Source organism: Glutamicibacter arilaitensis Re117 (genome assembly GCF_000197735.1).
In the GTDB taxonomy this organism is placed as follows: Bacteria; Actinomycetota; Actinomycetes; order Actinomycetales; family Micrococcaceae; genus Glutamicibacter; species Glutamicibacter arilaitensis.
The window spans coordinates 1,629,324-1,652,321 of record NC_014550.1; the positions used below are offsets into that span (position 1 = coordinate 1,629,324).

The 22,998-nt window shown below is 54.5% G+C and carries 20 protein-coding genes and 2 tRNA genes; 18 read left to right on the plus strand and 4 right to left on the minus strand.

The window, feature by feature from the left end:
- Positions 1-449: 449 nt before the first annotated feature.
- The 5 genes from AARI_RS07845 (at position 450) to thiL (ending at position 5,177) form a co-directional block, all read left to right on the plus strand.
- Positions 450-521 (plus strand) — tRNA-Gln (locus tag AARI_RS07845).
- Between the two features lie 48 nt (positions 522-569).
- Positions 570-645 (plus strand) — tRNA-Glu (locus tag AARI_RS07850).
- A 99-nt stretch (positions 646-744) separates the two neighbouring features.
- Positions 745-2,511: a dynamin family protein gene (locus AARI_RS07855; protein WP_013348782.1), complete on the plus strand. Its 1,767-nt coding sequence runs from the start codon at positions 745-747 to the stop codon at positions 2,509-2,511.
- Positions 2,511-4,154, plus strand: a complete 1,644-nt coding sequence (locus AARI_RS07860) for a GTPase (protein WP_013348783.1) — start codon at positions 2,511-2,513, stop codon at positions 4,152-4,154. Before AARI_RS07855 ends, AARI_RS07860 begins: the two co-directional genes overlap by 1 nt.
- 6 nt (positions 4,155-4,160) lie before the next feature.
- Positions 4,161-5,177, plus strand: coding sequence for a thiamine-phosphate kinase (thiL, locus tag AARI_RS07865; protein WP_013348784.1), 1,017 nt, complete (start codon positions 4,161-4,163; stop codon positions 5,175-5,177).
- A gap of 27 nt (positions 5,178-5,204) precedes the next feature.
- Here thiL and AARI_RS07870 read toward each other — a convergent pair whose 3' ends face one another.
- Positions 5,205-5,930 carry an IclR family transcriptional regulator gene (locus AARI_RS07870; RefSeq protein WP_013348785.1) on the minus strand — a complete coding sequence of 242 codons (726 nt, stop codon included), beginning with the start codon at positions 5,928-5,930 and terminating at the stop codon, positions 5,205-5,207.
- 122 nt (positions 5,931-6,052) lie between these two features.
- Between AARI_RS07870 and leuC the strand changes: the two genes are divergently transcribed.
- The 6 genes from leuC to AARI_RS07900 all read left to right on the plus strand — a co-directional run bounded on the left by leuC (position 6,053) and on the right by AARI_RS07900 (position 12,651).
- Positions 6,053-7,492, plus strand: coding sequence for a 3-isopropylmalate dehydratase large subunit (gene leuC / locus AARI_RS07875; RefSeq protein WP_041649644.1), 1,440 nt, complete (start codon positions 6,053-6,055; stop codon positions 7,490-7,492).
- A 14-nt stretch (positions 7,493-7,506) separates the two neighbouring features.
- The gene (gene leuD, locus AARI_RS07880) at positions 7,507-8,112 is read left to right on the plus strand and encodes a 3-isopropylmalate dehydratase small subunit (RefSeq protein ID WP_013348787.1); all 606 of its coding nucleotides are present in this window, start codon (positions 7,507-7,509) and stop codon (positions 8,110-8,112) included.
- A 257-nt stretch (positions 8,113-8,369) separates the two neighbouring features.
- Positions 8,370-9,689, plus strand: a complete 1,320-nt coding sequence (gene murA / locus AARI_RS07885; protein ID WP_013348788.1) for a UDP-N-acetylglucosamine 1-carboxyvinyltransferase — start codon at positions 8,370-8,372, stop codon at positions 9,687-9,689.
- 17 nt (positions 9,690-9,706) lie between these two features.
- On the plus strand, positions 9,707-10,471 hold the full coding sequence (locus AARI_RS07890; RefSeq protein ID WP_013348789.1) for a lysophospholipid acyltransferase family protein: 765 nt from the start codon (positions 9,707-9,709) through the stop codon (positions 10,469-10,471).
- Positions 10,472-10,504: 33 nt separating this feature from the next.
- Positions 10,505-11,539, plus strand: a complete 1,035-nt coding sequence (locus AARI_RS07895) for an NAD(P)H-dependent glycerol-3-phosphate dehydrogenase (protein ID WP_269446608.1) — start codon at positions 10,505-10,507, stop codon at positions 11,537-11,539.
- Positions 11,539-12,651 (plus strand): D-alanine--D-alanine ligase family protein, encoded by a 1,113-nt coding sequence (locus AARI_RS07900; RefSeq protein WP_013348791.1) that lies wholly within the window; start codon positions 11,539-11,541, stop codon positions 12,649-12,651. Before AARI_RS07895 ends, AARI_RS07900 begins: the two co-directional genes overlap by 1 nt.
- Positions 12,652-12,725: 74 nt before the next feature.
- Here the strand turns inward: AARI_RS07900 and AARI_RS19220 are convergent, their stop codons facing one another.
- Positions 12,726-13,175 carry a DUF3515 domain-containing protein gene (locus AARI_RS19220; RefSeq protein ID WP_013348792.1) on the minus strand — a complete coding sequence of 150 codons (450 nt, stop codon included), beginning with the start codon at positions 13,173-13,175 and terminating at the stop codon, positions 12,726-12,728.
- Positions 13,176-13,316: 141 nt separating this feature from the next.
- On the opposite strand from AARI_RS19220, the gene AARI_RS07905 reads away from it, so the two are divergent.
- From AARI_RS07905 to rsmD, 4 genes are read left to right on the plus strand one after another with little or no spacing between them, the layout of a single operon-like run.
- Complete coding sequence (locus AARI_RS07905; protein WP_013348793.1) at positions 13,317-14,363, plus strand: LCP family protein; 1,047 nt, start codon at positions 13,317-13,319, stop codon at positions 14,361-14,363.
- 23 nt (positions 14,364-14,386) lie between these two features.
- Positions 14,387-15,355, plus strand: a complete 969-nt coding sequence (locus AARI_RS07910; RefSeq protein ID WP_013348794.1) for a DAK2 domain-containing protein — start codon at positions 14,387-14,389, stop codon at positions 15,353-15,355.
- Complete coding sequence (locus tag AARI_RS07915; RefSeq protein ID WP_013348795.1) at positions 15,348-17,537, plus strand: ATP-dependent DNA helicase RecG; 2,190 nt, start codon at positions 15,348-15,350, stop codon at positions 17,535-17,537. Before AARI_RS07910 ends, AARI_RS07915 begins: the two co-directional genes overlap by 8 nt.
- Before the next feature lie 19 nt (positions 17,538-17,556).
- A complete protein-coding gene (gene rsmD, locus AARI_RS07920; protein WP_013348796.1) occupies positions 17,557-18,141 on the plus strand; it encodes a 16S rRNA (guanine(966)-N(2))-methyltransferase RsmD in 585 nt (194 codons plus the stop codon).
- Here rsmD and AARI_RS07925 read toward each other — a convergent pair.
- Both AARI_RS07925 and AARI_RS07930 read right to left on the minus strand, forming a co-directional pair.
- Positions 18,118-18,900, minus strand: coding sequence for a spermidine synthase (locus AARI_RS07925; RefSeq protein WP_013348797.1), 783 nt, complete (start codon positions 18,898-18,900; stop codon positions 18,118-18,120). The genes rsmD and AARI_RS07925 overlap by 24 nt on opposite strands.
- On the minus strand, positions 18,897-20,147 hold the full coding sequence (locus AARI_RS07930; protein ID WP_231849459.1) for an aminotransferase class I/II-fold pyridoxal phosphate-dependent enzyme: 1,251 nt from the start codon (positions 20,145-20,147) through the stop codon (positions 18,897-18,899). The genes AARI_RS07925 and AARI_RS07930 overlap by 4 nt, the downstream gene beginning before the upstream one ends.
- A 73-nt stretch (positions 20,148-20,220) precedes the next feature.
- On the opposite strand from AARI_RS07930, the gene coaD reads away from it, so the two are divergent.
- The 3 genes from coaD to AARI_RS07945 all read left to right on the plus strand — a co-directional run bounded on the left by coaD (position 20,221) and on the right by AARI_RS07945 (position 22,864).
- Positions 20,221-20,688, plus strand: a complete 468-nt coding sequence (coaD, locus tag AARI_RS07935) for a pantetheine-phosphate adenylyltransferase (RefSeq protein ID WP_013348799.1) — start codon at positions 20,221-20,223, stop codon at positions 20,686-20,688.
- Between the two features lie 92 nt (positions 20,689-20,780).
- Complete coding sequence (galU, locus tag AARI_RS07940; protein WP_013348800.1) at positions 20,781-21,680, plus strand: UTP--glucose-1-phosphate uridylyltransferase GalU; 900 nt, start codon at positions 20,781-20,783, stop codon at positions 21,678-21,680.
- Between the two features lie 116 nt (positions 21,681-21,796).
- Positions 21,797-22,864 carry an LCP family protein gene (locus AARI_RS07945; protein WP_013348801.1) on the plus strand — a complete coding sequence of 356 codons (1,068 nt, stop codon included), beginning with the start codon at positions 21,797-21,799 and terminating at the stop codon, positions 22,862-22,864.
- The last annotated feature ends 134 nt before the right edge of the window (positions 22,865-22,998 follow it).

Sequence of the window (22,998 nt, forward strand, 5' to 3'; positions counted from 1 at the left end):
TACATGGCTGGCGGGCTTATGTTCATGGGGCAGCGAGAAGTGCGGTTGCTGCGTGCGTGGAGTTTGGCAAGATTAACCGCGTCAAGCGGAGAAGCCTAAACCCCATTTGTGCCCCGTTCCTTGGCCGGCGCGCTGAACTAGAGGGTCTGCCGGCACAGGCGCTTTGCATAGGGGATGACCCTGTTGGCGGCTATCAATGTGCCGTTGACGCGGGACTCCAGTATTTTCTCACGGACAGTGCTTCACTTCACGAGAATTTCCCTGCTTGGCTAGTGGCGGATTTGGTTTGACTGGCAGCTGTTCTTTGCTGATTTTCCGCGGATTCTGCGTGGGGCACCGGTCGCGAGGCTCGATTTGTGTACTGAACATTAGGCCGGTATAGTTTTATCTCGTGCTACGGCAGTGGCCGGAATGATGCTCAGCTGAATTCCGGAAAGGCCAAGTCACAGTGGGATATGGTGTAATTGGCAACACAACGGTTTCTGGTTCCGTCATTCTAGGTTCGAGTCCTGGTATCCCAGCGCTTCACCAAAGAGATTTGGTGAGCTGAAGATTAATCTTCAGCATACGGCCCCATCGTATAGCGGCCTAGTACTCCGCCCTCTCACGGCGGCAACACGGGTTCGAATCCCGTTGGGGTCACCACAGTAAAACCGCGGAGAATTCCGCGGTTTTTGCGTTTCCCGGACAAAATCTGCATCAGGCTCGCGGGTTTCCCTGTTGGCATGAGGCAAGATAGTTCTCATGGAGTCGAATTCAGATCTGGCTAAGAGCTCAGGGCAGGAAACTGCCTCGCAAACCGAAATTGGCAGTGATTCCGCGGCGCGTTTGAGCGAGCTCCAGAAGCTGCTCGAAGAGCTTTCCTTTGTAAATGGCCAGCCACGAGAAGCCTCTGCGTTCGAAGAACTGCGCAACAAGGCATTGCATCAAATCTCGGACTACCTGATTCCACGAGTTTCGAATCTCGGCGCACCGCTTCTGGTGGTCGTCGGTGGCTCCACGGGCTCGGGCAAATCGACTCTTGTCAATTCCCTTCTGGGGGAACAGGTCAGTCTTTCCGGCGCTGTGCGTCCGACCACGCGAACTCCGGTCTTGGCTTTCAACCCTGTTGACCAATCCTTCTTTGAATCTGAACGGATTCTTCCCGAACTTAAACGCGTAGCCGGCCGTGGCTTCAATGCCGACGCCGGAGCAGCCAGTAACCACGCGCTGTTGATGACGCCCCGTGAGCAGGTACCACGAGGTTTGGCCATCCTCGATGCCCCGGATATCGACTCGGTTTCCGACGAGAACAGGGAATTGGCAGGCCAGCTTCTGAACGCAGCAGATCTGTGGATTTTTGTCACCACAGCTAATAGATACGCCGACGCTCTTCCTTGGGATATGCTCACCGAAGCCGGCGCACGGAAAATTACCGTCTGCGTCGTCTTGAACAGAGTGCCACCGGGAGCCGAAGACGATATTGTTCCGGATTTGAAACGCCTGTTAAGCGAGAAGGACCTGGATCCGTCGTTGCTGCATGTCCTGAACGAGACGCACCTGGATGACCAGAAATTGATTCCAAGTGAGCACGTGGAACCCTTGCTCGCGTGGCTGAACTCACTGGCAGCAGATTCCGCTAAACGGCAGCAGATTGCGGCCCAAACACTTGATGGCGCGTTGCGGCGCACCACCGCAGATGTCAGTGAGTTAATCGCTGAACTGCAAGAGCAGGAAAAACAGCTCGGTGAATTGCGAGCCCTTACCAATGAGCGCTTTGAGCAATCGCTGGCCAGAATTAACGATTCGCTCAATGACGGCTCATTGCTGCGTGGCGAAATCCTGGCCCGGTGGCAGGACTTCGTAGGAGCGGGCGAGCTGCTGCGCGGAATCGAAGGCGCCATTGGACGGATGAGGGATCGAGTTGGCGCATTTCTGACTGGTAGACCGCCAGCGACCCATCGTGTTGAACAAGCCATCGAATCAGGCCTGCACATGGTCTTCATTGCCGAGGCAACCAAGGCCTGCCATGACGTTGACAGATCGTGGAAGAACACGCCATTTGGCCAAGCGCTACGCTCTAATCTGCAATCGCCGCGCCCGCCACAGGATCTCAATGAGCAAACGTCGGAAAGCATCCGGCTTTGGCAAAAAGATGTCTTGGACATGATTCGCCAGGAGGGCGCCGGGAAGCGCAAGACGGCCCGCATGGCGGCATTTGGAGTCAACGGGGTGGCAGTCATCCTGATGGTCGTGGTCTTTGCGTCAACAGCGGGCCTCACCGGTCTGGAAATCGGTATTGCCGGCGGCTCCGCATTGGTAGGGCAGAAGCTGCTGGAAGCAATTTTTGGCGAGGATGCGGTACGTCGCATGGCCACCAAAGCCCGCAAGATGCTTGACGCCCGGGCACGGGATCTACTGGATAGGACCTCGTCGATCTACCTGGACGAGCTAGCTGCAAAATCGCAGCCGGAGCTTGCCGATCGATTGGGCAAGATTACCTCAGCCTTGAGCAGCAAAGGGGCTCACTAATGTCCGAGCGCAAGATTCTCAGAGCAGTCAGCGGTCTCAACTCGCAAATCAACAGCGTCGTGGAAGCGATGCAGCTTGCAGAACCATATCTGGAACCAGAAACCATCGATCTAGCCGCGGACGTTATCACGCGTGCTGAATCCCGGCGCCAGTTTTCATCCGAACATGTGGTTGTAGGACTTTTCGGTGCCACGGGCAGCGGAAAATCAACGATGTTCAACGCTTTGGTAGGACAGGAGTTGGCCGCCACGGGTGTCATCCGCCCGACTACTACTGATACTGTCGCTGCAATCTGGGAACCAGAAGGATCAAGTGAATTACTGGACTGGCTGGAAGTGACTACTCGTCACGTCATGGGCGATCAGGACAGCCGGGCACAATCTGGAAAGAAAAAGAAGTTCGACTCCGGTCTATTGCTGTTGGACCTACCCGACATGGATTCCACGGCAGTCGATCATCACAAGATTGCTGCTCGTTTGGTTGGCCAGGTGGATTATTTGGTATGGGTGCTTGATCCGCAGAAATACGCCGATGCGTCTATCCATCATGGATATCTCAATTCTTTGCGCAGCCAGCAGGGGAACCTGCTGATCGTCCTGAACCAGATTGACAAGATTGCAGAACAAGAACGCAAGCAAGTCGTCGATTCCTTGCGCGGCATCTTGGCAACGTCGGGTTTGGAGAACCTTCCCATCGTTTGCGCCTCTGCTGCCACGGGTGAAGGGGTCGCAGATGTGCATGCCAAGATTACGGCCGCGGCGAAAAACAAGGCACTTTCCACGCGTCGGCTCCGCGCAGACGTTGATCAAGTCATCCACCGCCTAAGTGAGGAACTCCAGGTGGAAAAGGTGCGCCTGCCTAGCCAGCTGCACCAAGCGGAGCTGGAGCGTGTGATCGCAAAAGCGCACGGCGCCCAGTACATTGCTGATGCAGTGGAGACCTCCTACCTGCTTCGGGGTGCTTCGCGAACAGGATGGCCTTTGACCACGTGGCTGGTGAAGATGCGCAACGATCCGCTGAAGCGGATGAATCTCGGGCGCCGGCATGAAGACCCGGAATTGTCCTTGACTTCGCGTCCAGAGCTTTCTGTCGCGGAGGCTTCGGCTATCGAACATGGCATCGACCAGTACGTTTCCGAGGCTTCCAATGAACTTCCGGAAAGCTGGAAAGAGCCACTGCGTGAAAAGGTGCACGCGAATACGGAGGTACTAGATGACGGTATCGATGCGGCTATAGCAGGCACGCCGCTAGGTGTTGAACGGTCATCGTGGTGGTGGCCGGTAGTTAAAGTCATCCAATGGGTGGCACTTGTTGCGGCCCTGGGCGGCGCCTTGTGGCTCGCGGGCTATCCGGTGGCTGGATACTTCCAATTCGACCTGCCGCAGGCTCCGCGGGTCGAAGGAATCGCTGTGCCGACGCTGCTGGTTTTCATAGGAATACTGCTGGGTATTGTCCTTGGCTTGGCTTGCTCGTTTGTCAACCGAATAGTCGCTAAAGTTAAGCGTAGGAAAGCGTTGAAGAACATTGAACGCTCGGTATCCCACTTGGTCAGGCAGGCCGTGATTGATCCTGTTGACCAGCATTTGGACACCTTCAATAGTTATTCAGCATTGATCACCTCAGCAGCCAAGAAAGCCGATTAGAACTCTGTGACTACAAACCAACCAAACGTCGATGCAACGGTAGGTGACCTTGGGGAACAAGGCATCCTGGACGCGATGTTGCCGCTGCTTGATTCTGAACAAGCAAGTCTCGGGCCCGGCGATGACGCAGGTGCGTTGCGCGTGCGCGGAACGGAAGTTCTCGTCTCCGTGGATACCTTGGTTGAGAATCAAGATTTTCGGTTGATCTGGCCCAGCGGGTTAGAGCACAGAGCCTATGACATCGGGTGGAAATCCATTGCACAAAATGTTTCGGACATTAATGCGATGGGCGGTGACGCTACTGGCGCCGTGATTTCTTTGTCCCTGCCGAAGGACACTTCCTTGGAATGGGTCAGGGACTTCAGCCGCGGCGTTGCCGAGGCGATACAGGGACTTGGCGCACAGGAACTTACCATTCTCGGGGGAGACCTCGGGAAGTCCCAAGAAATTTCCGTTACCACTACAGTTCTGGGCGAATGCGAGCATGGCAAGGTCCTGAGGAGCGGAGTCCAAGTTGGCGACCGCATTGCCGTGGCAGGACGTGTCGGTGCTGCTGGGGCAGGGCTTTCGGTCCTTGAACATGATCGCAACGAACAAGTCTGGAGTCGGGCGGTGCGCCGGCTGGTCCAGGCGCAGTGCCGTCCCGTGCCACCGTTGGAATCGGGCCCGCGTGCCGCGGAAGCGGGTGCTACAGCCATGATGGACATATCTGATGGGCTGATCCGTGACGCTGGTCGCTTGGCGAAAGCCAGCCATGTGAATCTCGAGTTAGAGTCTTCCGTGCTGCAGGATTATGCTGTTCGCTTGGAAGCCGCGTCAGAACTGACCGGCACCGATCCAATGTCGTGGGTATTGTACGGCGGCGAAGATTTTGGACTCCTTGCTGCCTTCCCAGAGGGACTTGAAATCCCAGAGGAATTCACCGTAATTGGTGCTGCCAAGCCGGCTAATGGCCGCCGCGCAGTAGTGAAACTTGATGGCAAGGTAGCAAAGCCCGAGACAGGCTTTGACCACTTCGGCTAGCTGCTCCGAACGTGCTTCATGACCTGGCTACGCGCGGTCATTCTGGATGCGCAGCAGTTCGGAAAGCTCGTGGGCGGCACTAGTCACGGCTTCGTGGTGAATCTTCCCTGGCTGGCGCGTGAGTCGTTCAATCGGGCCAGATAAGGACAGTGCGGCAATGACTCGCCCGGACTGCCCACGCACCGGAGCGGAGACGGAAGCGACGCCCGGCTCGCGTTCTCCCAATGATTGAGCCCATCCTCGCCGGCGAACACCTGCCAAGATCGTGGGGGTGAAACGTGCATGGTGCAATCCTTCCACCATGCGTTCATTGTCTTCCCACGCGAGCAGGATTTGGGCAGCTGAGCCTGCCTTCATGGACAACTGAGTCCCAACAGGAATCGTGTCACGCAGGCCAATGGGGCGCTCTGCACTTGCAATGCATACGCGGTAGTCGCCCTGCTTGCGGAAAATCTGCGTACTTTCACCGGTCAGGTCGCGAAGCTTGATAAGGACCGGCCCTGCGGCGCTAACCAGCCGGTCTTCACCTGCGGCACTGGCTAATTCCACAAGACGGTTACCCAATTCAAAGCGGCCATGCATATCGCGGCCAACCAATCCATGATGAACCAATGACTGGGCGATGCGGTGAACCGTAGGACGGGAAATTTCAGTCAGTTCCACCAACTGGGATAGGGAAGTGGGTCCATTCTCCAGAGCATTGAGAATGGCTGCTGCCTTATCGAGTACGCCTACGCCGCTACCTATTGTCATAGAACCAGTATCCTGTCTCAGCATTTGAGATTCAAGTCCGCATACTGGAAAAGTCGATCTATGAAGTGTCAAAGTTGGAGTATCAAATGTTCGTAGCTTGAGGAGTGTGTCGCATGTCCGCCATGCAGTCGCCCCAGACATTGGCAGAAAAAGTCTGGAATGCACATGTTGTGCGCCGAGGAGAAGGCGAAGGTGAAGCCCGCCAGCCGGATTTGATCTACATTGATCTCCACCTGCTGCACGAGGTGACCTCGCCCCAAGCCTTCGAGGGCCTACGCCTGGCTGGCCGTCCGCTGCGTCGTCCGGACCTGACGATTGCGACCGAAGACCACAACACTCCCACGCTGGATATTGACAAGCCCATTGCCGACCTGACCAGCCGCACCCAGATCCACACCCTGCGGGATAACTGCAAGGAATTCGGTGTTCGCCTGCACTCCTTGGGCGACAAGGAACAGGGCATCGTTCACGTGGTAGGTCCGCAGCTGGGTCTGACCCAGCCAGGCATGACTGTGGTCTGCGGTGATTCGCATACCTCAACCCATGGCGCCTTCGGAGCCCTGGCTTTGGGTATCGGCACCTCGGAAGTCGAGCATGTCATGGCCACCCAGTCGCTGAGCTTGAAGCCGTTCAAGACTATGGCGATTAACGTCGAAGGCACCTTGAAGCCTGGTGTTACCTCCAAGGACATCATCTTGGCGGTCATCGCCAAGATCGGTACCGGTGGCGGCCAGGGATACGTGCTGGAGTACCGTGGTTCCGCGATTCGCTCGCTGTCCATGGATGCCCGCATGACCATCTGCAACATGTCCATCGAGGCTGGCGCCCGCGCCGGCATGATCGCTCCGGACGAGACCACCTTCGAATACGTCAAGGGACGCCCGCATGCACCGGCAGGCGAAGACTGGGACGCCGCCGTCGAGGACTGGAAGCAGCTGCACACCGATGAAGGCGCGCGCTTCGACGCTGAAGTCTTCTTGAACGCAGACGAACTTGAACCATTTGTCACCTGGGGTACTAACCCGGGCCAGGGTGTCTCGCTGTCCGAAAATGTGCCTTCTCCGGAAGACTTCGAAGACGAGAATGACCGCAAGGCCTGCGAGCGTGCCTTGAACTACATGGGTCTGACCGGCGGCACTCCGCTGAAGGACATCCGTGTGGACACCGTCTTCCTGGGATCCTGCACCAACTCCCGCATGGAGGACCTGCGTGCAGCTGCTCAGGTCATCAAGGGCAAGGAAAAGGATCCTGATGTCCGCATGATCGTGGTACCCGGCTCGGCGCGAGTTCGGCTGGAAGCCGAAGCGGAAGGCCTGGACCAGATTTTCAAGGACTTCGGTGCTGAATGGCGCTTTGCAGGTTGCTCCATGTGCCTGGGCATGAACCCGGACCAGTTGGCCGAGGGGGAGCGCTGCGCGTCCACCTCCAACCGCAACTTCGAAGGACGCCAGGGCAAGGGCGGACGTACCCACCTGGTGTCGCCACTGGTGGCCGCGGCTACCGCAATCCGTGGAACCCTCTCGTCGCCTAGCGACCTCGTCAACGCACCGGCTTCGGTCTAGGAAGGATCACCGTCATGGAAAAGATTGTCAGCCACACCGGTATTGGTGTTCCACTGCGCCAGAGCAATGTGGACACGGACCAGATTATTCCTGCCGTTTACCTCAAGCGCATCACCCGCACCGGCTTCGAGGATGCGTTGTTCGCGGGTTGGCGACGGGATGAGAACTTCATCTTGAACCAGGAACCTTTCAATACGGGCTCCGTGCTGGTGGCAGGTCCCGACTTCGGCACCGGTTCTTCGCGCGAGCACGCTGTCTGGGCGTTGAAGGACTACGGATTCAAGGCTGTGATCTCCGCTCGTTTTGCCGATATTTTCCGTGGCAACTCGGGCAAGCAGGGACTGGTTGCTGCTGAAGTTGCCCAGAGCGACATTGAATTGATCTGGAAGGAACTGGAGAACAATCCAGGCACCACGGTCACCGTTGACCTGGAATCGCGTACGGTCCAGTGCGGTTCCATCTCGGCACCGTTCCAGATTGACGACTACACCCGCTGGCGCTTGATGGAAGGCCTGGACGATATCGGTCTGACCTTGCAGCATGAGGAAGATATCACCGCCTACGAAGCCAAGCGTCCTGCGCATAAGCCGCAGACTTTGCCGGCACGAACCGCAGGCTAAGCACCGAGTTCAAAGTAATTGGAATGGTCCGCTCATCCCTGACGTTGTTAGGGGTGAGCGGATTATTGCATTCCTAATGGAATGAATTTCGGCAGAGCATAATAGGTCTGTCTGAAAGCATGCTCACAATGTGTGCGCCACGAGATGATCTGGGCATACTGGCAGGTACAGAGGCGGTATGCTTACTTAGTCCTGCCAGTTCGAAAGCCTAGAAGCTTCGGCGGGCGATAACGACTACGCGATGAGGTAATTCATACATGGGTAAGATCCTGACGATCCATGGTGGTGTCCCGCTCAAGGGCACCGTACGAGTCGGCGGAGCAAAGAACCTAGTGCCAAAAGCCATGGTCGCGGCTCTGCTTGGCGATACCCCTTCGGTATTGCGCAACGTACCGGAGATCAAAGATGTAGCTGTCGTGCGCAGCCTCCTTGAAATCCACGGTGTCAAGGTTGACCAGGACCCTGAAACCGGCGATCTGACCATGGACCCTACCCAGGTCAAGATCGCCTCGAACCAGGCGATCGATGCCCATGCCGGTGACTCGCGTATCCCTATTCTTTTCTGCGGACCATTGATCCACGCCTTGGGCGAAGCGTTCATCCCGGATCTGGGTGGCTGCCGCATCGGCGACCGTCCGATTGACTTCCACCTGGAAGTGCTGCGCGACTTTGGAGCGATCGTTGACAAGGCAGCCGATGGCATCCGCATCTCGGCCCCTAATGGGCTGACCGGCGCCAAGGTTGAACTGCAATACCCAAGTGTTGGCACCACCGAACAGGTCCTGCTCTCGGCCGTTCGAGCCAAGGGTGTCACCGAGGTCAGCAACGCGGCCATTGAGCCAGAAATCCTTGACCTGATCTCGCTTCTGCAGAAAATGGGCGCGATTATCTCCGTGCACCGTGATCGCGTAATCCGCATTCAGGGTGTCGAGAAGCTCTCCGGCTTTGACCACTCCGCTATGCCTGACCGCAATGAGGCCGCTTCGTGGGCCTCTGCCGCGCTGGTCACCAAGGGAGATATTTTTGTTCAGGACGCCACCCAGCGCGACTTGACCGCTTTCCTTCACGTATACCGCCAAATCGGTGGCGAATTCGACGTCAAGAGCGACGGCATTCGCTTCTATCACCCCGGTGGAGATTTGAATCCGCTGATTTTGGAAACCGACGTTCACCCCGGATTCATGACCGACTGGCAGCAACCACTGGTCGTTGCGTTGACGCAGGCAAAGGGTGTCTCGGTAATCCACGAGACCGTATACGAGAACCGCTTTGGCTTTACTGATGCTTTGGTTCGGATGGGATCTACCGTCCAGGTGCACACTGACTGCCTCGGCTCCACCCCTTGCCGCTTTGGCCAGCGCAACTTCAAGCACTCAGCTGTAGTTGTGGGCCCTGCAAAGCTGACCGGTGCCGATATTGACGTTCCAGATCTTCGGGGCGGTTTCTCCCACTTGATCGCTGCCTTAGCGGCCGAAGGGACCAGCAAGGTCACCGGTATTGAGATCATCAACCGAGGATACGAGCACTTCATGGAGAAGCTGCAAGCCTTGGGTGCAAACGTCGAGCTGAGCAACTAAAAAAGGGGAACGGGTTCGTGGTAAAGATTCTGGCCCCCGGAGAATCTGCAAAGACTAAACGCGTTTTCTCAGTGTTGGCGGGCATTGTCCGTTCAGCTATGAACGCTTTAATTGGCAAAACGTGGAAGGGTTTCGAAGCCCTTCCGCAGGGTGGTTATATCCTTTGCCCAAATCACTTAACTGAGATTGATCCGTTGGTTGTTGGCCATGCTATTTACAGCAATGGCCGGCTTCCACGATGGCTGGCCAAGGAATCCTTGTTCAAGATTCCCGTGCTCGGATGGATGCTGCGCGAGACCGGCCAGGTACCGGTAGCGCGCAGCGCAACCAGCGCCGGTGAATCCCTGAAAGCAGCCAAAAAGGTTTTGGATGCTGGTGGCGTTATCGTTATCTACCCCGAAGGTACGCTAACCCGTGACCCTAATCTGTGGCCAATGGTTGGACGGACAGGTGCTGCACGTTTGGCCTTGCAGACCGGCGCGCCAGTGGTACCGATGGCTCACTGGGGCGACCAGGAACTTCTGCCACGCTATTCAAAGAAAATGAACCTGTTCCCACGAAAGCACGTCACCGTGTTGGCTGGGAAACCGATTGATCTTGAAGATTTGCGAGAAGTCCCGCGTACTCGTGCCGTGCTGGAAGATGCCACTGATCGAATCATGGATGCAATCACCGACCTGACTGCAGAACTGCGTCAGGAAGATGCGCCAGCTGAGCGCTGGGACCCCAGCAAGCACGGGCAGTCGAAAACCGGACGCAATTTCGATTCCCCAGAAAACTAACCACTTTGATCATCACCTTGCAGAGGACTGACATTGACTAAGCCGCTACCACGTAAAATCGCCGTCATGGGCGCTGGCAGCTGGGGGACTACCTTCGCCAAGGTGCTTGCCGATTCCGTTTCAGATCAGGGCATCCCAGTTCAGATTTGGGCGCGGCGCGAAGACGCAGCCAAGGAAATCAACGAACGCCACACCAATTCGCGCTATCTGCGTGAAACCAAGCTTCCTGCCAATATTTCGGCGTCCTCCGACGCGCAGGCCGTACTTACGGACGCTGATCTGGTGGTCCTGGCAATTCCAGCTCAGTCATTGCGCGAAGAACTGGCGAAGTTCAAAGAACTGCTTGAACCTGATGTTGTCTTACTTTCCCTGATGAAGGGTTTGGAGCGTGGCACGGACCTGCGCATGAGCCAGGTTATTGCGGAAGTTACCGGGTTGCCCTCAGCACAGATCGCAGTGCTGTCTGGACCGAACTTGGCGATGGAAATCGCCCGCGAGCAGCCAACAGCCTCCGTGGTTGCCTGCACTGATTCCGATATCGCGCAGTGGATCGCTGAACTGTGCTCCGCTTCTTACTTCCGCCCGTACACGAATGATGACGTCTTGGGTGTTGAACTTGGCGGAATCGTCAAGAACATTATCGCCCTGGCCGTTGGCATGTGTGATGGCATGGGCATGGGGGATAACACCAAGTCCACCGTCATCACTCGCGGCTTGGCCGAAACCACTCGCTTGGTCTTGGCCCTCGGTGGCCGGTTAGACACCTTGGCAGGTCTTTCTGGCCTGGGCGACCTTGTCGCTACCTGTTCTTCCTCGCTCTCGCGCAACAACACCGCCGGACGACTGCTCGGCCAGGGGCTCTTCCTAGAAGAGGTCAATGACCGCATGTCGCAGACCGCGGAAGGCATCAAATCAGCACGTGCCGTATTCGACCTTTCCCGAGCCCATAACGTGGAAATGCCGATTACCGAAGCAGTGGTGATGGTCCTGGAAGGCACCTTAAGCGTTGAGAACATGGCCGCACGCCTGTTGTCGCGTGAATTGAAATCCGAAGGAGAACGTCACTAATGACTGAACGCAAGCTACGCGTCCTCTTGCTCTTCGGCGGCCGTTCCTCAGAACACTCCGTTTCCTGCGTGACCGCTGCCGGCGTCATGCACGCCATCGACCGCGAGCGCTTTGAAATCGTTCCGGTAGGGATCACCCGCGACGGAGGCTGGACCCTGCTGGATGAAGATCCGGAAGGCTGGGCTCTGAACACCGGCAAGCTGCCGGAGATTTCCTCGGTGGATCATCCGGTGCACCTGTCTACCGATGCGCAGAAGACATCATTGCTGTCCTACTCGGATTCCGCTGTGGCGGACCTGGGCGAGATTGACGTGGTCTTCCCGTTGCTTCACGGTCCGTTCGGTGAAGACGGGTCGATCCAAGGCATGCTGGAAATGGCAGGCGTGTCCTATGTGGGCTCCGGTATCGCAGCCAGCGCCATGGGCATGGACAAGCACTACATGAAGGTGGTTTTCGAAGGGGCCGGCTTCAATGTGGGACCGTACGAAGTGATCACCAACAAGCAGTGGCTGCGTGATAGCGAAGCTGCCATGAAGCGTTGCGATAACCTGCAGTACCCGTTGTTCGTCAAGCCGGCCCGCGCAGGGTCTTCGGTAGGCATCACGAAGGTTGATGATCCGTCCGAGCTGCGTGCTGCTATTGAAATCGCCCGGGCCGAAGATCCCAAGGTGATCATCGAGCAGGGGATCGTCGGGCGGGAAATCGAATGCGGCGTTCTTGAAGGCCGCGGCAGCGGACCATCGCGCGCTTCATTGCCAGGAGAAATTGCGGTGGCGGACAACCTGCACACCTTCTATGATTTCGAAGCCAAGTACGTTGATGGAGCCGCAGCTGAGCTCAGCTGCCCAGCAAACTTGAGCGACGAAGCCACGCTCGAAATCCGCGAGCTGGCAGTCAAGGCCTTTGACGCCATCGACGCAGAAGGCCTATCCCGGGTTGATTTCTTCTACACTCCCGAGGGCGACTGGATCATCAATGAAATCAACACCATGCCCGGCTTTACGCCGTCCAGCATGTATCCGCAAATGTGGGCCAAGACCGGAATTGAATACCGTGAACTCATTGATGAGCTGATTGCCCTGGCGACCGAGCGGAACATCGGTTTGCGCTAGGCCAAAGAACAATGGTGAAACTTTGGGGTGTGTTGAATATTCAACACACCCCAAAGCTTTTGTCGAAGGGTTGCTTACAAGTTCACTGACTTGTCAACGCTGACGCACTTCTTAGAAGCTGGGATCTTCTGCGCAGCGTCCGAAAGCGTAGCGAGCACCGTACTTGACGGGATGACATTAGGGTCAAGAACAACTTCGGTCGCTGGCGTGCGGCCATAAGTGGTTAAAGTCCAAATACTTGTTGCTTCATCCTCATGGGCTACCCAATCAACTTCATTCACGGATACGCAAGGGTCAGTTGTTGGTCCTGGAACTTCGACACCGCAACGCAGGACAACTTTTGAAGGATCGCCCCAAGCTGCCGTCGCCTGGGATGTCGTTGAACGGCGTTCCGCATCATCGATGGCTTCAGGCAGGACAACCATCATTTCCGCACAAAGCGGGTTTGCTGCGTCTGGGGCAGCGTCTACGGAGGCAACTGATGCGCAGCCTGCAAGTAAGGGTAGTAATAAAGTACTGCTCATCACCAATGCCGAAGTTTGGGCTAGTTTTCGGTTAAGTTTTGGTGACAGTCGGGCTTTCGAGCTGATTTTAGACACGTTATAAGCCTACATGGGCAGTCTGAAAGATAAGATGTACAGAGTTGAAACTGTGAAAGGTAGCAAATGTCTTTTGAAGAGCATCCAGTGCGACCGCGCAAGAAGAAAAAGCGCACGGGTCGAGCCATTGTCTTAAGTGTGCTTGCCCTTGTGGTGGTCGCGGGACTCGTCGCCGGAGGTTACCTTTGGAACCTAGGCCGAACTTTCGACTCTGAAAGCAAGACGATTACGAACGCCTTCCCAGCGGAAGAAACTCGTCCTGAGGTCAAGGAAGAGTCCAAGGGAGCGGTTAACATCTTGTTGCTTGGTAGTGATACTCGTGCAACTCGCGACGCGGATGAAGACAGCGACGACTTTGGCACCCTGCCCAATGGTGGTCGCTCCGACACCATGATGCTGGTCCATATTCCTGCAGACCGCAAGAACGTGTTTGTCACCTCCGTCATGCGCGATACCTGGCTTGATATTCCGGGCGTTGGCACGGCCAAGATTAACCGCGCTTTTGCCAGCGGTGGCGTGCCAAAGGCTGTTGAAACGCTTGAAGGGCTCTTTGGCGTGCGTATTAACCACGTTGCGTCCGTCGACTTCGAAGGATTCAAGGGACTAACCGATGCAGTAGGCGGGGTTACCGTCAATAACCCCCGCGGGTTCAAGCAGTCGATTGTTAATGGCATGTACTTCCCAGAGGGTGTTCAAACACTGAACGGTGAACAAGCACTGGCATTCGTCCGCGAACGCAAGTCCTTCCCAGGCAGCGACTACCAGCGCGTCAAGAACCAGCAGCTTTTCGTCAAGGCGCTGCTCGGACAGTTGATGTCCAAGGAAACCCTGTCCAACCCGGGTAAGGTATCTGAAGTTGTTTCCCAAATTGCACCGTTTATCGCAGTTGACGAAACTCTGGATGCTGCCAAGGTTGCTTCCTATGCCTCTTCGATGCTGAACTTGCGTTCAAGCGATATGGAATTCTTCACCCTTCCCAACAAGGGCCCGGGACGTTCGGCCGACGGGCAGTCCATCGTTATTCCTGATATGGCAGTGATCGAGAAGTTTGGCAAAGCATTGCAAGAAGACAAGATGGCAGAGTTCGTAGAATCTACTGATTTGTCTCGCTAATTCCACCGAAGGACCAACTTTCCATGACTCCCCAAAAACTCGATACTTCGGTGCGTGCCATCAGAGAATGGTTGGCACAGAGCGTCAAGAGTCTCGGGAACCACTCTGACCGACTCAATGCTATAAATGTTTTCCCTGTAGCGGATGGCGATACCGGCAGCAACCTGTATCTCACAGCACGAGCCGGTCATGATGCGGTCAGCAAATTGGAAAGCGACGACATCGGTGGATTTCTAGAGGTTGCCGCGCGGGCTTCCATGGAATCAGCGCGCGGCAACTCGGGAACCCTTCTAGCCGTATTTCTTAGCGGTCTGAGCGAACCATGGATAGGGCATGATCGCCTGAACGCTTCGCTCTTAGCCGCTGGGCTTGAAAGGGCCAAGGTGCGTTCCTGGTCAGCGTTGAGCGAACCGGTTGAAGGCACCATGCTCTCGGTGATTAACGCCATCGCCTTGGCAGCTGGCTCAACGCTGGCTCACCTGAAGACTGATTTGGATAGCCGGGCAGCGCTGGACACCGTTCTAACGCAGATGGCACAAGCTGCACGGCTGGCAGTTAAAGGAACTGAAACAGAACTGCCGTCCCTAGTTGAGGCCGGCGTTGTAGACGCCGGCGCCGTTGGCATGCTGGTTATCATTGACGAACTCTGCGCAGCGATTCGAAATGATTCACCAGATTTTGAATCCTATGAGAAATTCCATGGATATCAGGTTCAAGATCCCCATGTTCACTTAAACAAAGATACTGAAACCGGCGTCGAGGTCATGTGCACCGTATCCCTGGACGCCTTAGGCGCGGCAACGCTTCGAGGTCAGTTAGACACTATGGGCAATTCGGTGATCATGTCACCGGTCAATCAGGTAGAAGATGACACCTACCGGTGGCGCGTACATGTGCATGTACCGGAGTCTGAAAGAGCATTAGAGCTGATCAAGAAATACGGTGACCCAGTAAATATCAGCGTCACCGATCTGTGCACTCACGATGGCTGAAACTACGCAGACCTCGTTTGAGAATGCAGAGCTGTCCGCTTACCTCGGAAAAAAGAACTCCGCTGCCCTGGAAAAAGCTTTTGGGTACACCACAGTGGGTGAATTCCTCTGGCATTTTCCGCGTCGCTATGTCGAGGTTGGAGAACTAACTCCAATCGCGGAGTTGCCTTTCGATGAACATGTCACGGTCGTTGCCCAAGTTGTGAACGTCAGCCAGCGTCAGATGCATTCGAGACGTGGTTTTATCTTTGAAGTAACCGTCAGTGATGAACTTAGTGCTGGCGGCCAAGAACTCAAGATGACCTTCTTTAATGGCTATCAAGCACGCACCGACCTGCATATCGGTACCATCGCGATGTTTAGCGGTAAAGTCAGCTGGTACCAAGACTACCTGCAGCTGAGCCAACCAGAATACGCAATCCTGGATGAAGCCTCACAGGCTGACCCTCGCCCTATTCCGATCTATCCGGCTTCGGCCAAGATGCCCAATAAGCGCATCAGGGATTTGATGGGCTTGCTGCTCGAACAATTCACAGATCAGAATATCCCCGAATTTCTGCCCACTGAAGTTCTAAGCTCTCGCCATTATCCGGTACGCCATCAAGCTTTCTTGGATCGCCATTTTCCTAAAGAGATCAAGTACGCGTACGTTGCTCGCCAGCGTTTTGCCTTTGAAGAAGCCTTTCTGCTGCAACTGGCGCTCGGGGAACGGGGCCGCCAACTGGGAGCACAGAAAGCTATTGCCCGTCCGCCTGCACCTGGTCGGCTAGCCGCCAAATTTGATGCTCAGCTGCCGTTCAGGTTAACTGAGGACCAGGTATTGGTCGGTCAGCATATCAGCGCGGATCTCGAGCAGTCGCATCCAATGCATCGCTTGCTTCAGGGAGAGGTGGGCTCTGGCAAGACGATTGTTGCGTTGCGTGCAATCTTGCAAGTGATCGATGCAGGGGGACAAGCAGCACTCTTGGCTCCGACGGAAGTCCTGGCCGCACAGCATTATGCTTCGATTCGCAAAATGCTGGGCAACCTCGCAGAGCCTGGGTTGTTTGGCGAAGGCGAAGGAACTGGAGTCGCGCTTCTGACAGGTTCGGCAAAAACTGCGCAACGTCGCGAAGCCTTACTCGGAATCGCCAGCGGTGAAACCGGACTGATCATTGGTACTCATGCCCTGCTAAGTGACCAGGTGCAATTTGCTGAACTGGGTCTTGTGGTCGTGGACGAGCAGCATCGATTTGGTGTAGAACAGCGTGATGCGTTGCGGGCTAAGGCAGGAGACACCGTTCCACATACCTTGGTTATGACTGCTACTCCCATACCGCGTACAGTGGCCATGACAGTATTTGGGGATTTGGAAACATCGACAATTAAACGCCTGCCCGCCGGTCGCGCACCGATCCAGACTCACATCGTGCCAATGCAGCTAAGCGGCTTTCGTGACAGGCTCTTCTCAAGAATCACTGAAGAAGTGCAAAAAGGCCACCAAGTTTATGTTGTGTGCCCAAGAATTTCAGATACAACTGCGGAACAAGGAGTTCTGCTGTCCACGTATGACGATTCTTCAGTCGGACAAACGATGAGTGTAGAAGCAATGCAAGAGATGCTCGCGGGCATGCCTGAATTTGCGGGGATACGTACCCAAACACTTCACTCGCAGCTAGACACAACTGACAAGCAAGAGACAATGGATTCCTTTGCACGTGGAGAGATTGACGTGCTGATTTCTACTACGGTCATTGAAGTTGGCGTTGACGTTCATAACGCGACGCTGATGGTAATTATGGACGCCGAGCGCTTTGGCATCTCGCAGCTGCACCAGTTGCGTGGTCGTGTAGGCCGTGGTGGTCTTCCTGGGACATGCTTGATGACCACATGGTTGGATGCAGACCATCCTTCGGTTGGACGATTGAAAACTATCGAGTCAACAACTGATGGATTTGAACTGGCTGAGGCAGATCTAGCTGAACGCAGAGAAGGAAATATCTTGGGCGTCCAGCAATCGGGCAGCAAGTCGTCATTGCGGGAACTGAGCATCATCAAAGACCGCTCGCTCATCGAGCAGGCCAGAGCCGATGTGGGTCTGGTCCTTGCCAATGGGAAATGGGGCACCCACCATCCAATGCTCCTGGCAGCTGCGGGTAGCTGGATTGATGAACCCACCAAAGAATTTTTGAATAAGAACTAGTTGGAGGTAGATCTAGGCAATGAGCCGTATTATCGCTGGTGCCGCCGGCGGACACCCATTGAAGTCCGTACCTGGTGATGCCACACGCCCAACAACGGACCGAGTCAAAGAAGCATTGTTCTCACGTCTGGAAAGCTGGGACATTCTTTCGGGCGCACGGGTGCTGGACCTCTTTGCCGGTTCAGGATCACTAGGAATCGAGACAGCCAGTCGAGGCGCGCGCCAGGTGGTGCTTGTTGAAAAGGCACCCAAAGCGGTTGCAGTCTGCCAGCATAACGCGGCACTGGTGAACAAGGTTTTGAAAACCAATACTGTGACCGTTCAGCGAGGGAACGTAGACAGTGTTCTAGATGGTTATTACAACGCAATATCGGGAGTTCCCAGCAAAACTTTTGATGTTGTCTTGATGGATCCTCCCTATCCGCTGGCTGAAGAAGAACTAGCCATCACGCTAGAGAAAATATCCAAAATTTTGGCCGAAGACGCCACGGTGATTATTGAGCGTTCCGCCCGTTCGCCAGAACCGGTATGGCCGAGCTCCCTGGAGAAGTTCGCTGACAAAAAATACGGCGAAACCCACCTATGGTTTGCAGAACCCGTCTAAGTCCATCGCATGACGAACTTCTGACGGGAATGGTCCCGCCGCTTGGCACTGTAGTATCTGGTCCTCATGGAACGCTTGAGACGATGCAGTGAGAATCATATTCCCAGGGAAGCGCTTGGTAAACATTTCTGGACTGGAACTTAGCATCACCGTCTCGAAGCTGCTACGTGCTGCTTCAACTTGAGAACACGTGAAATCCAACGGGGGATCGTCGCCAATGTTCACGAAGAGCAATCCGTCATTGGTCAGCGAATTCTTGAGTTCCGCGTAGTATCCGGCAGTCGTCAGATGCTCCGGTGCTTCAGGTCCGGAGAAGATATCCAATACGATGACGTCAAACTTTTCATCGGATAGCTGTTCGGCAAGCACGCTGCGTGCATCAGCGACAATTGGCGACAGCTCGCAGCCTAGAGGCAGAGGCAGATGCGTTAGGACGAAATCAAGTAGTTCTCGTTCAATATCTACAGCTACGTGGGTGCTGGATGGATAAATGACACTGGCCCAGCGGGCAAGCGTTAATGCTCCTGCACCCAAATGCAGCATTTTCAGTGGACGATTCTCCGGGCGCAAAACGGTCAAGTGATTGGCAATGCGCGCCAGATATTCGTAGAAGACTTCTTCTGGATGCGAAAGATTAACGTGTGACTGGGGCGCATCGCCAATGGCGAGAATCATCGATCCAGGAACTATGTCATCATCGTAAATCGTGGCATGCTCTTGGACGAACCCGAGCCATCGTTTAGCCAGTTTCTGAGTCATTTGGAAAGTACCTCTGGAAGCCGTTGCAAACGTTCAACGGCCGCAGAAATGACGTCCGGCTGTTTGCAGAAGGCAAAGCGTAACAGTCCTTGATAGTCATTTTGATTCTCTGGGTGCACAAAAACAGACATTGGTATAGCTGCAACACCCAATCGTTCGGGCATAACTCGTGCAACTTCTGCCGCGTCATTTAGATCAAAACTGCGTACGTCTGCAACTAAAAAGTAGGTGCCCTTAGGGCGGATAACGGGGATGCCTGCTTTTTCGAGCCCCGATGCCAGAACTTCGCCTGCCTGTCCGAGGCTTGCAGCGAAGTCTGAGAAGAAGCCATCGGAAAGTTGAAGTGCCTGGGCAACGGCGGGTTGGAATGCGGGGCCGGAAGAATAGGTGAGGAACTGTTTCACCGTACGAACAGCAGTAATCAGTTCACGAGGTCCAGTTGCCCAACCGACTTTCCAGCCGGTAAAGGAAAATGACTTGCCCGCTGACGAAATGGTAATGGTTCGTTCAAATCCTCCGGGCAGGGTAGCGATAGGAACATGCTGTACCCCAAAGGTCAGATGTTCGTAGACTTCATCGGCGATGATAATGCAGTTGTGCTGATGTGCCAGAGCGATGACTTCTTTGAGCACTGATTCATCAAGCACAGTGCCTGTGGGGTTGTGAGGATTATTCACGAGGATCACTCGAGTTTTGTCAGTGACCGTGCGTCGAAGTTCCGCTAAATCTGGTTCGAAGGTAGGCGCTTTGAGCTGGACAACCTTGTGTACAGCGTTGGCCAATCCGATCATGGCTGCGTAGGAATCATAATACGGTTCAAAAGTTACAACCTCATCGCCGGGTTCCAAAAAGGCAAGCAGGCAAGCCGCGATGGCTTCTGTTGCACCGGTTGTCACGACAACCTCGGAACCTGGGTCAATCTTCAGCGAATAGAAGCGTTCTTGGTGGGCCGCGATGGCTTCGCGGAGGATCGGGGTTCCTGAACCTGGTGCATATTGGTTTGCACCGTTTTGAATCGCTTCCACAGCGATTTGTCTGATTTCGGTTGGCCCTTCGGTATCGGGGAATCCCTGACCTAGATTTATGGCCCCGTGATGATTTGCTAGTGCGGTGATTTCTTCGAAGATAGTCACTCCAGGCTGGCCGGTGGAATCTAGTAGGTTGACGCTGTAAGCAGTCCGCTGCCAGGGAGTGAAATTATTGCTCATGGTTCCATTATCGTCTTGTGACTGGCGGATGTTAGGCATTAAGTCATTGAATCGTTACGAGACATTCACGCCAGATCGCATAATTGACAATAGTTCTTGATAGATTCAGAACATGCGAAGAGCGGTTTGCCCGGGTTCTTTTGACCCGATTCATAATGGACACGTCGAAATCATTGCCCGTGCGGCGAGCCTTTTTGATGAAGTGATCGTCGCTGTATCGACAAACTACTCCAAGAAGTATCGCTTCAGCGAAGACGAGCGTGTAGCCATGGTGGAAGAAACAGTCGGAGGCCTGCGCGGAGTTTCAGCCATGCCCATGGGGCAAGGACTATTAGCTTATTTCTGCAAGGAACAAGGAGCAGAAGCAATAGTAAAAGGATTGCGTAGCACCGTCGATTATGCCTACGAAATTCCGATGGCCACGATGAACCGGCATCTCACAGGTGTTGAAACCGTCTTTCTGCAAGCAGACACACGCTTTACTCACCTATCCTCGTCGTTGCTTAAAGAAGTGCAAGCACTTGGCGGGGACGTAGACGATTACTTCCCACGCGCAGTTATCAAGCGACTTCTGACCTAGTGAAAGCTCGACTAACTTGGTGCTCCCACAGCTTGTGGATAAAATGAAGCGTCCCCAGAATTTTACTCGAACAAACTGAATGGGTTTTTAAAATGCCAAAGTCGGCTATTACTAAGGCAGTGATTCCAGCGGCAGGCTTGGGCACTCGATTCCTACCTGCAACGAAGGCAATGCCTAAAGAGATGTTGCCGGTTGTCGATAAGCCAGCCATTCAATACGTAGTCGCAGAAGCCGTTAAGTCCGGTTTCACTGACTTGCTGATGGTTACTGGTCGTAATAAACGTGCTCTTGAAGATCACTTCGATCGTGTTCCGTCGCTCGAATACTCGTTAGAAGCGAAGGGCGACAAGAAGAAGCTTGACGCGATTCATGAGGCCACTCGCCTAGGTGATATCCACTATGTACGCCAGGGCGATCCACGCGGCCTAGGACATGCTGTCCTGTGTGCCAAGCAGCATGTAGGCAACGAACCGTTCGCTGTTCTATTAGGCGATGACTTGATTGACGAGCGTGACGAGCTGCTGTCCGTCATGGCCGAGGTTCAACGGAAAACTGGTGGTTCCGTCATTGCGCTGATGGAAGTGGAGCCGGAACAAATCAGTGCGTACGGATGTGCCGATGTCTCCCTGGTGGAAAGCGAAGACTTTGTTAAAGTCAACGCTCTCGTCGAAAAGCCCGAGATCAACGAGGCACCAAGCAACCTGGCAATTATTGGTAGGTACCTTCTTCATCCACGTGTGTTTGAAGTCTTGGAGCACACGGCACCCGGTCGTGGAAACGAAATCCAGCTTACAGATGCGTTGCAGATACTCGCTGCGGCACATGGCGAAGGCGCCGGAGTGCATGCAGTCATTTTCCGTGGACGCCGTTATGATACTGGCGACAAGCTCAGCTATCTGCAGGCAAATATTACATTGGCCGTTGAGAACGATGAACTGGGACCAAGTCTAAAATCGTGGCTCAAAGGATTTGTCAATCAGCTAGCGGACTAGCGTTTGGATAGAGGCTACTCAGGATAATCACATTTATCTTGGGTAGTCTTTTTCATTGCACGAAGTCACCCCGGTATGCCGTTGACTTTGGGGATCACTGCCCGGGTGGAGAAGGAATGAAGAAAGAGCAAGACCAAGACCTAATATTTTCGTCGCGAAGCGCACGGAATAGGCTCGAACGTAAGAAGAAGCGGACCCGCAGCATCGTCGTTTCCGTTGTCGTCGTGGTTCTGGTGGCGGTTCTGAGTGCCGGTTACGTTTTGTTTGATTTGCAGCGACAGTTCAACAGCAAATCTAATACCGTCGCGTTGAGCTTTTCGGATGCCGAGGAGCAAGCTCGTCCCATCAAAGATCCCGACGACAAATCGATGAACATCTTGTTGTTGGGTGTTGACCATGCTGACGAAGATACGACGCAGTCCGCTGCCTTGAACGAGGCGGTTTCACAGCGTAGTGATTCCATGATGCTTGTTCATATTCCAGAAGACCGGTCTCAGGTATATGTCATGTCGATGGTTCGAGACATGTATGTGGATATCCCAGGGTACGGAATGAATAAGCTCAATGCTGCAATATCCCTTGGTGGAGTACCGCTGCTGATGCAAACCGTTGAAGGACTCTTTGACACCAAGCTTGATCATTTGGCAATGATTGACTTCGAAGGGTTCCGTGAATTGTCTACGGCACTAGGCGGGGTGACTGTTGACAACGAGATTCCTTTTACGGCCAACGATACGGACTATTTTTACCCTGCTGGAGATATCACGTTGCAAGGTGATCGAGCGCTTCGGTTTGTTCGTGAGCGAAAGTCTTTTACCAACGGTGACTACCAGCGCGTCGCTAATCAACGTAAATTCATTTCAGCTGCGGCTAATCAAGTGCTGTCCTCAAATACGTTAGCTAATCCGGTGAAGCTCTATGAAATCGTCGACAAGGTTTCTCCGTATCTGACCTTCGACCAAAATTTCGATGCAGCAACTCTGGTCGGTCTGGGACTGCAACTCAAGAACGTAGATACGAAAAATATGAAAATGTTTACCATGCCAACTGCTGGGACATCTACTAGCGCAGACGGTCAATCAATAGAACTAGCTAGCGAACTCGCAATTGCTCAAATTAGCGACGCTTTGCAAACCGACAGGATGGCTAACTATCTTCAGGAAAACCCTCCAGAAACGCCCTGAGTTGCAGGTGTGGGATGAACAACACCATGCTGATGGGGAAAAGCCCGAAGAACAGCTTGTCATCTACTAGACTTTGAACATCTATGCTTAGCCGATAATGCATCAAAACGCATTCTAACAAGAGGACATATTTC

What these genes read in the sequence shown, in the direction of transcription:
- AARI_RS07855 (WP_013348782.1), top strand. Translation starts at nt 745, where the DNA reads ATGGAGTCGAATTCAGATCTGGCTAAGAGCTCAGGGCAGGAAACTGCC.
- AARI_RS07860 (WP_013348783.1), top strand. Translation starts at nt 2,511, where the DNA reads ATGTCCGAGCGCAAGATTCTCAGAGCAGTCAGCGGTCTCAACTCGCAA.
- AARI_RS07870 (WP_013348785.1), bottom strand. Translation starts at nt 5,930, where the DNA reads ATGACAATAGGTAGCGGCGTAGGCGTACTCGATAAGGCAGCAGCCATT.
- leuC (WP_041649644.1), top strand. Translation starts at nt 6,053, where the DNA reads ATGCAGTCGCCCCAGACATTGGCAGAAAAAGTCTGGAATGCACATGTT.
- leuD (WP_013348787.1), top strand. Translation starts at nt 7,507, where the DNA reads ATGGAAAAGATTGTCAGCCACACCGGTATTGGTGTTCCACTGCGCCAG.
- murA (WP_013348788.1), top strand. Translation starts at nt 8,370, where the DNA reads ATGGGTAAGATCCTGACGATCCATGGTGGTGTCCCGCTCAAGGGCACC.
- AARI_RS07900 (WP_013348791.1), top strand. Translation starts at nt 11,539, where the DNA reads ATGACTGAACGCAAGCTACGCGTCCTCTTGCTCTTCGGCGGCCGTTCC.
- AARI_RS19220 (WP_013348792.1), bottom strand. Translation starts at nt 13,175, where the DNA reads ATGAGCAGTACTTTATTACTACCCTTACTTGCAGGCTGCGCATCAGTT.
- AARI_RS07905 (WP_013348793.1), top strand. Translation starts at nt 13,317, where the DNA reads ATGTCTTTTGAAGAGCATCCAGTGCGACCGCGCAAGAAGAAAAAGCGC.
- AARI_RS07910 (WP_013348794.1), top strand. Translation starts at nt 14,387, where the DNA reads ATGACTCCCCAAAAACTCGATACTTCGGTGCGTGCCATCAGAGAATGG.
- AARI_RS07915 (WP_013348795.1), top strand. Translation starts at nt 15,348, where the DNA reads ATGGCTGAAACTACGCAGACCTCGTTTGAGAATGCAGAGCTGTCCGCT.
- rsmD (WP_013348796.1), top strand. Translation starts at nt 17,557, where the DNA reads ATGAGCCGTATTATCGCTGGTGCCGCCGGCGGACACCCATTGAAGTCC.
- AARI_RS07925 (WP_013348797.1), bottom strand. Translation starts at nt 18,900, where the DNA reads ATGACTCAGAAACTGGCTAAACGATGGCTCGGGTTCGTCCAAGAGCAT.
- AARI_RS07930 (WP_231849459.1), bottom strand. Translation starts at nt 20,147, where the DNA reads ATGCCTAACATCCGCCAGTCACAAGACGATAATGGAACCATGAGCAAT.
- coaD (WP_013348799.1), top strand. Translation starts at nt 20,221, where the DNA reads ATGCGAAGAGCGGTTTGCCCGGGTTCTTTTGACCCGATTCATAATGGA.
- galU (WP_013348800.1), top strand. Translation starts at nt 20,781, where the DNA reads ATGCCAAAGTCGGCTATTACTAAGGCAGTGATTCCAGCGGCAGGCTTG.
- AARI_RS07945 (WP_013348801.1), top strand. Translation starts at nt 21,797, where the DNA reads ATGAAGAAAGAGCAAGACCAAGACCTAATATTTTCGTCGCGAAGCGCA.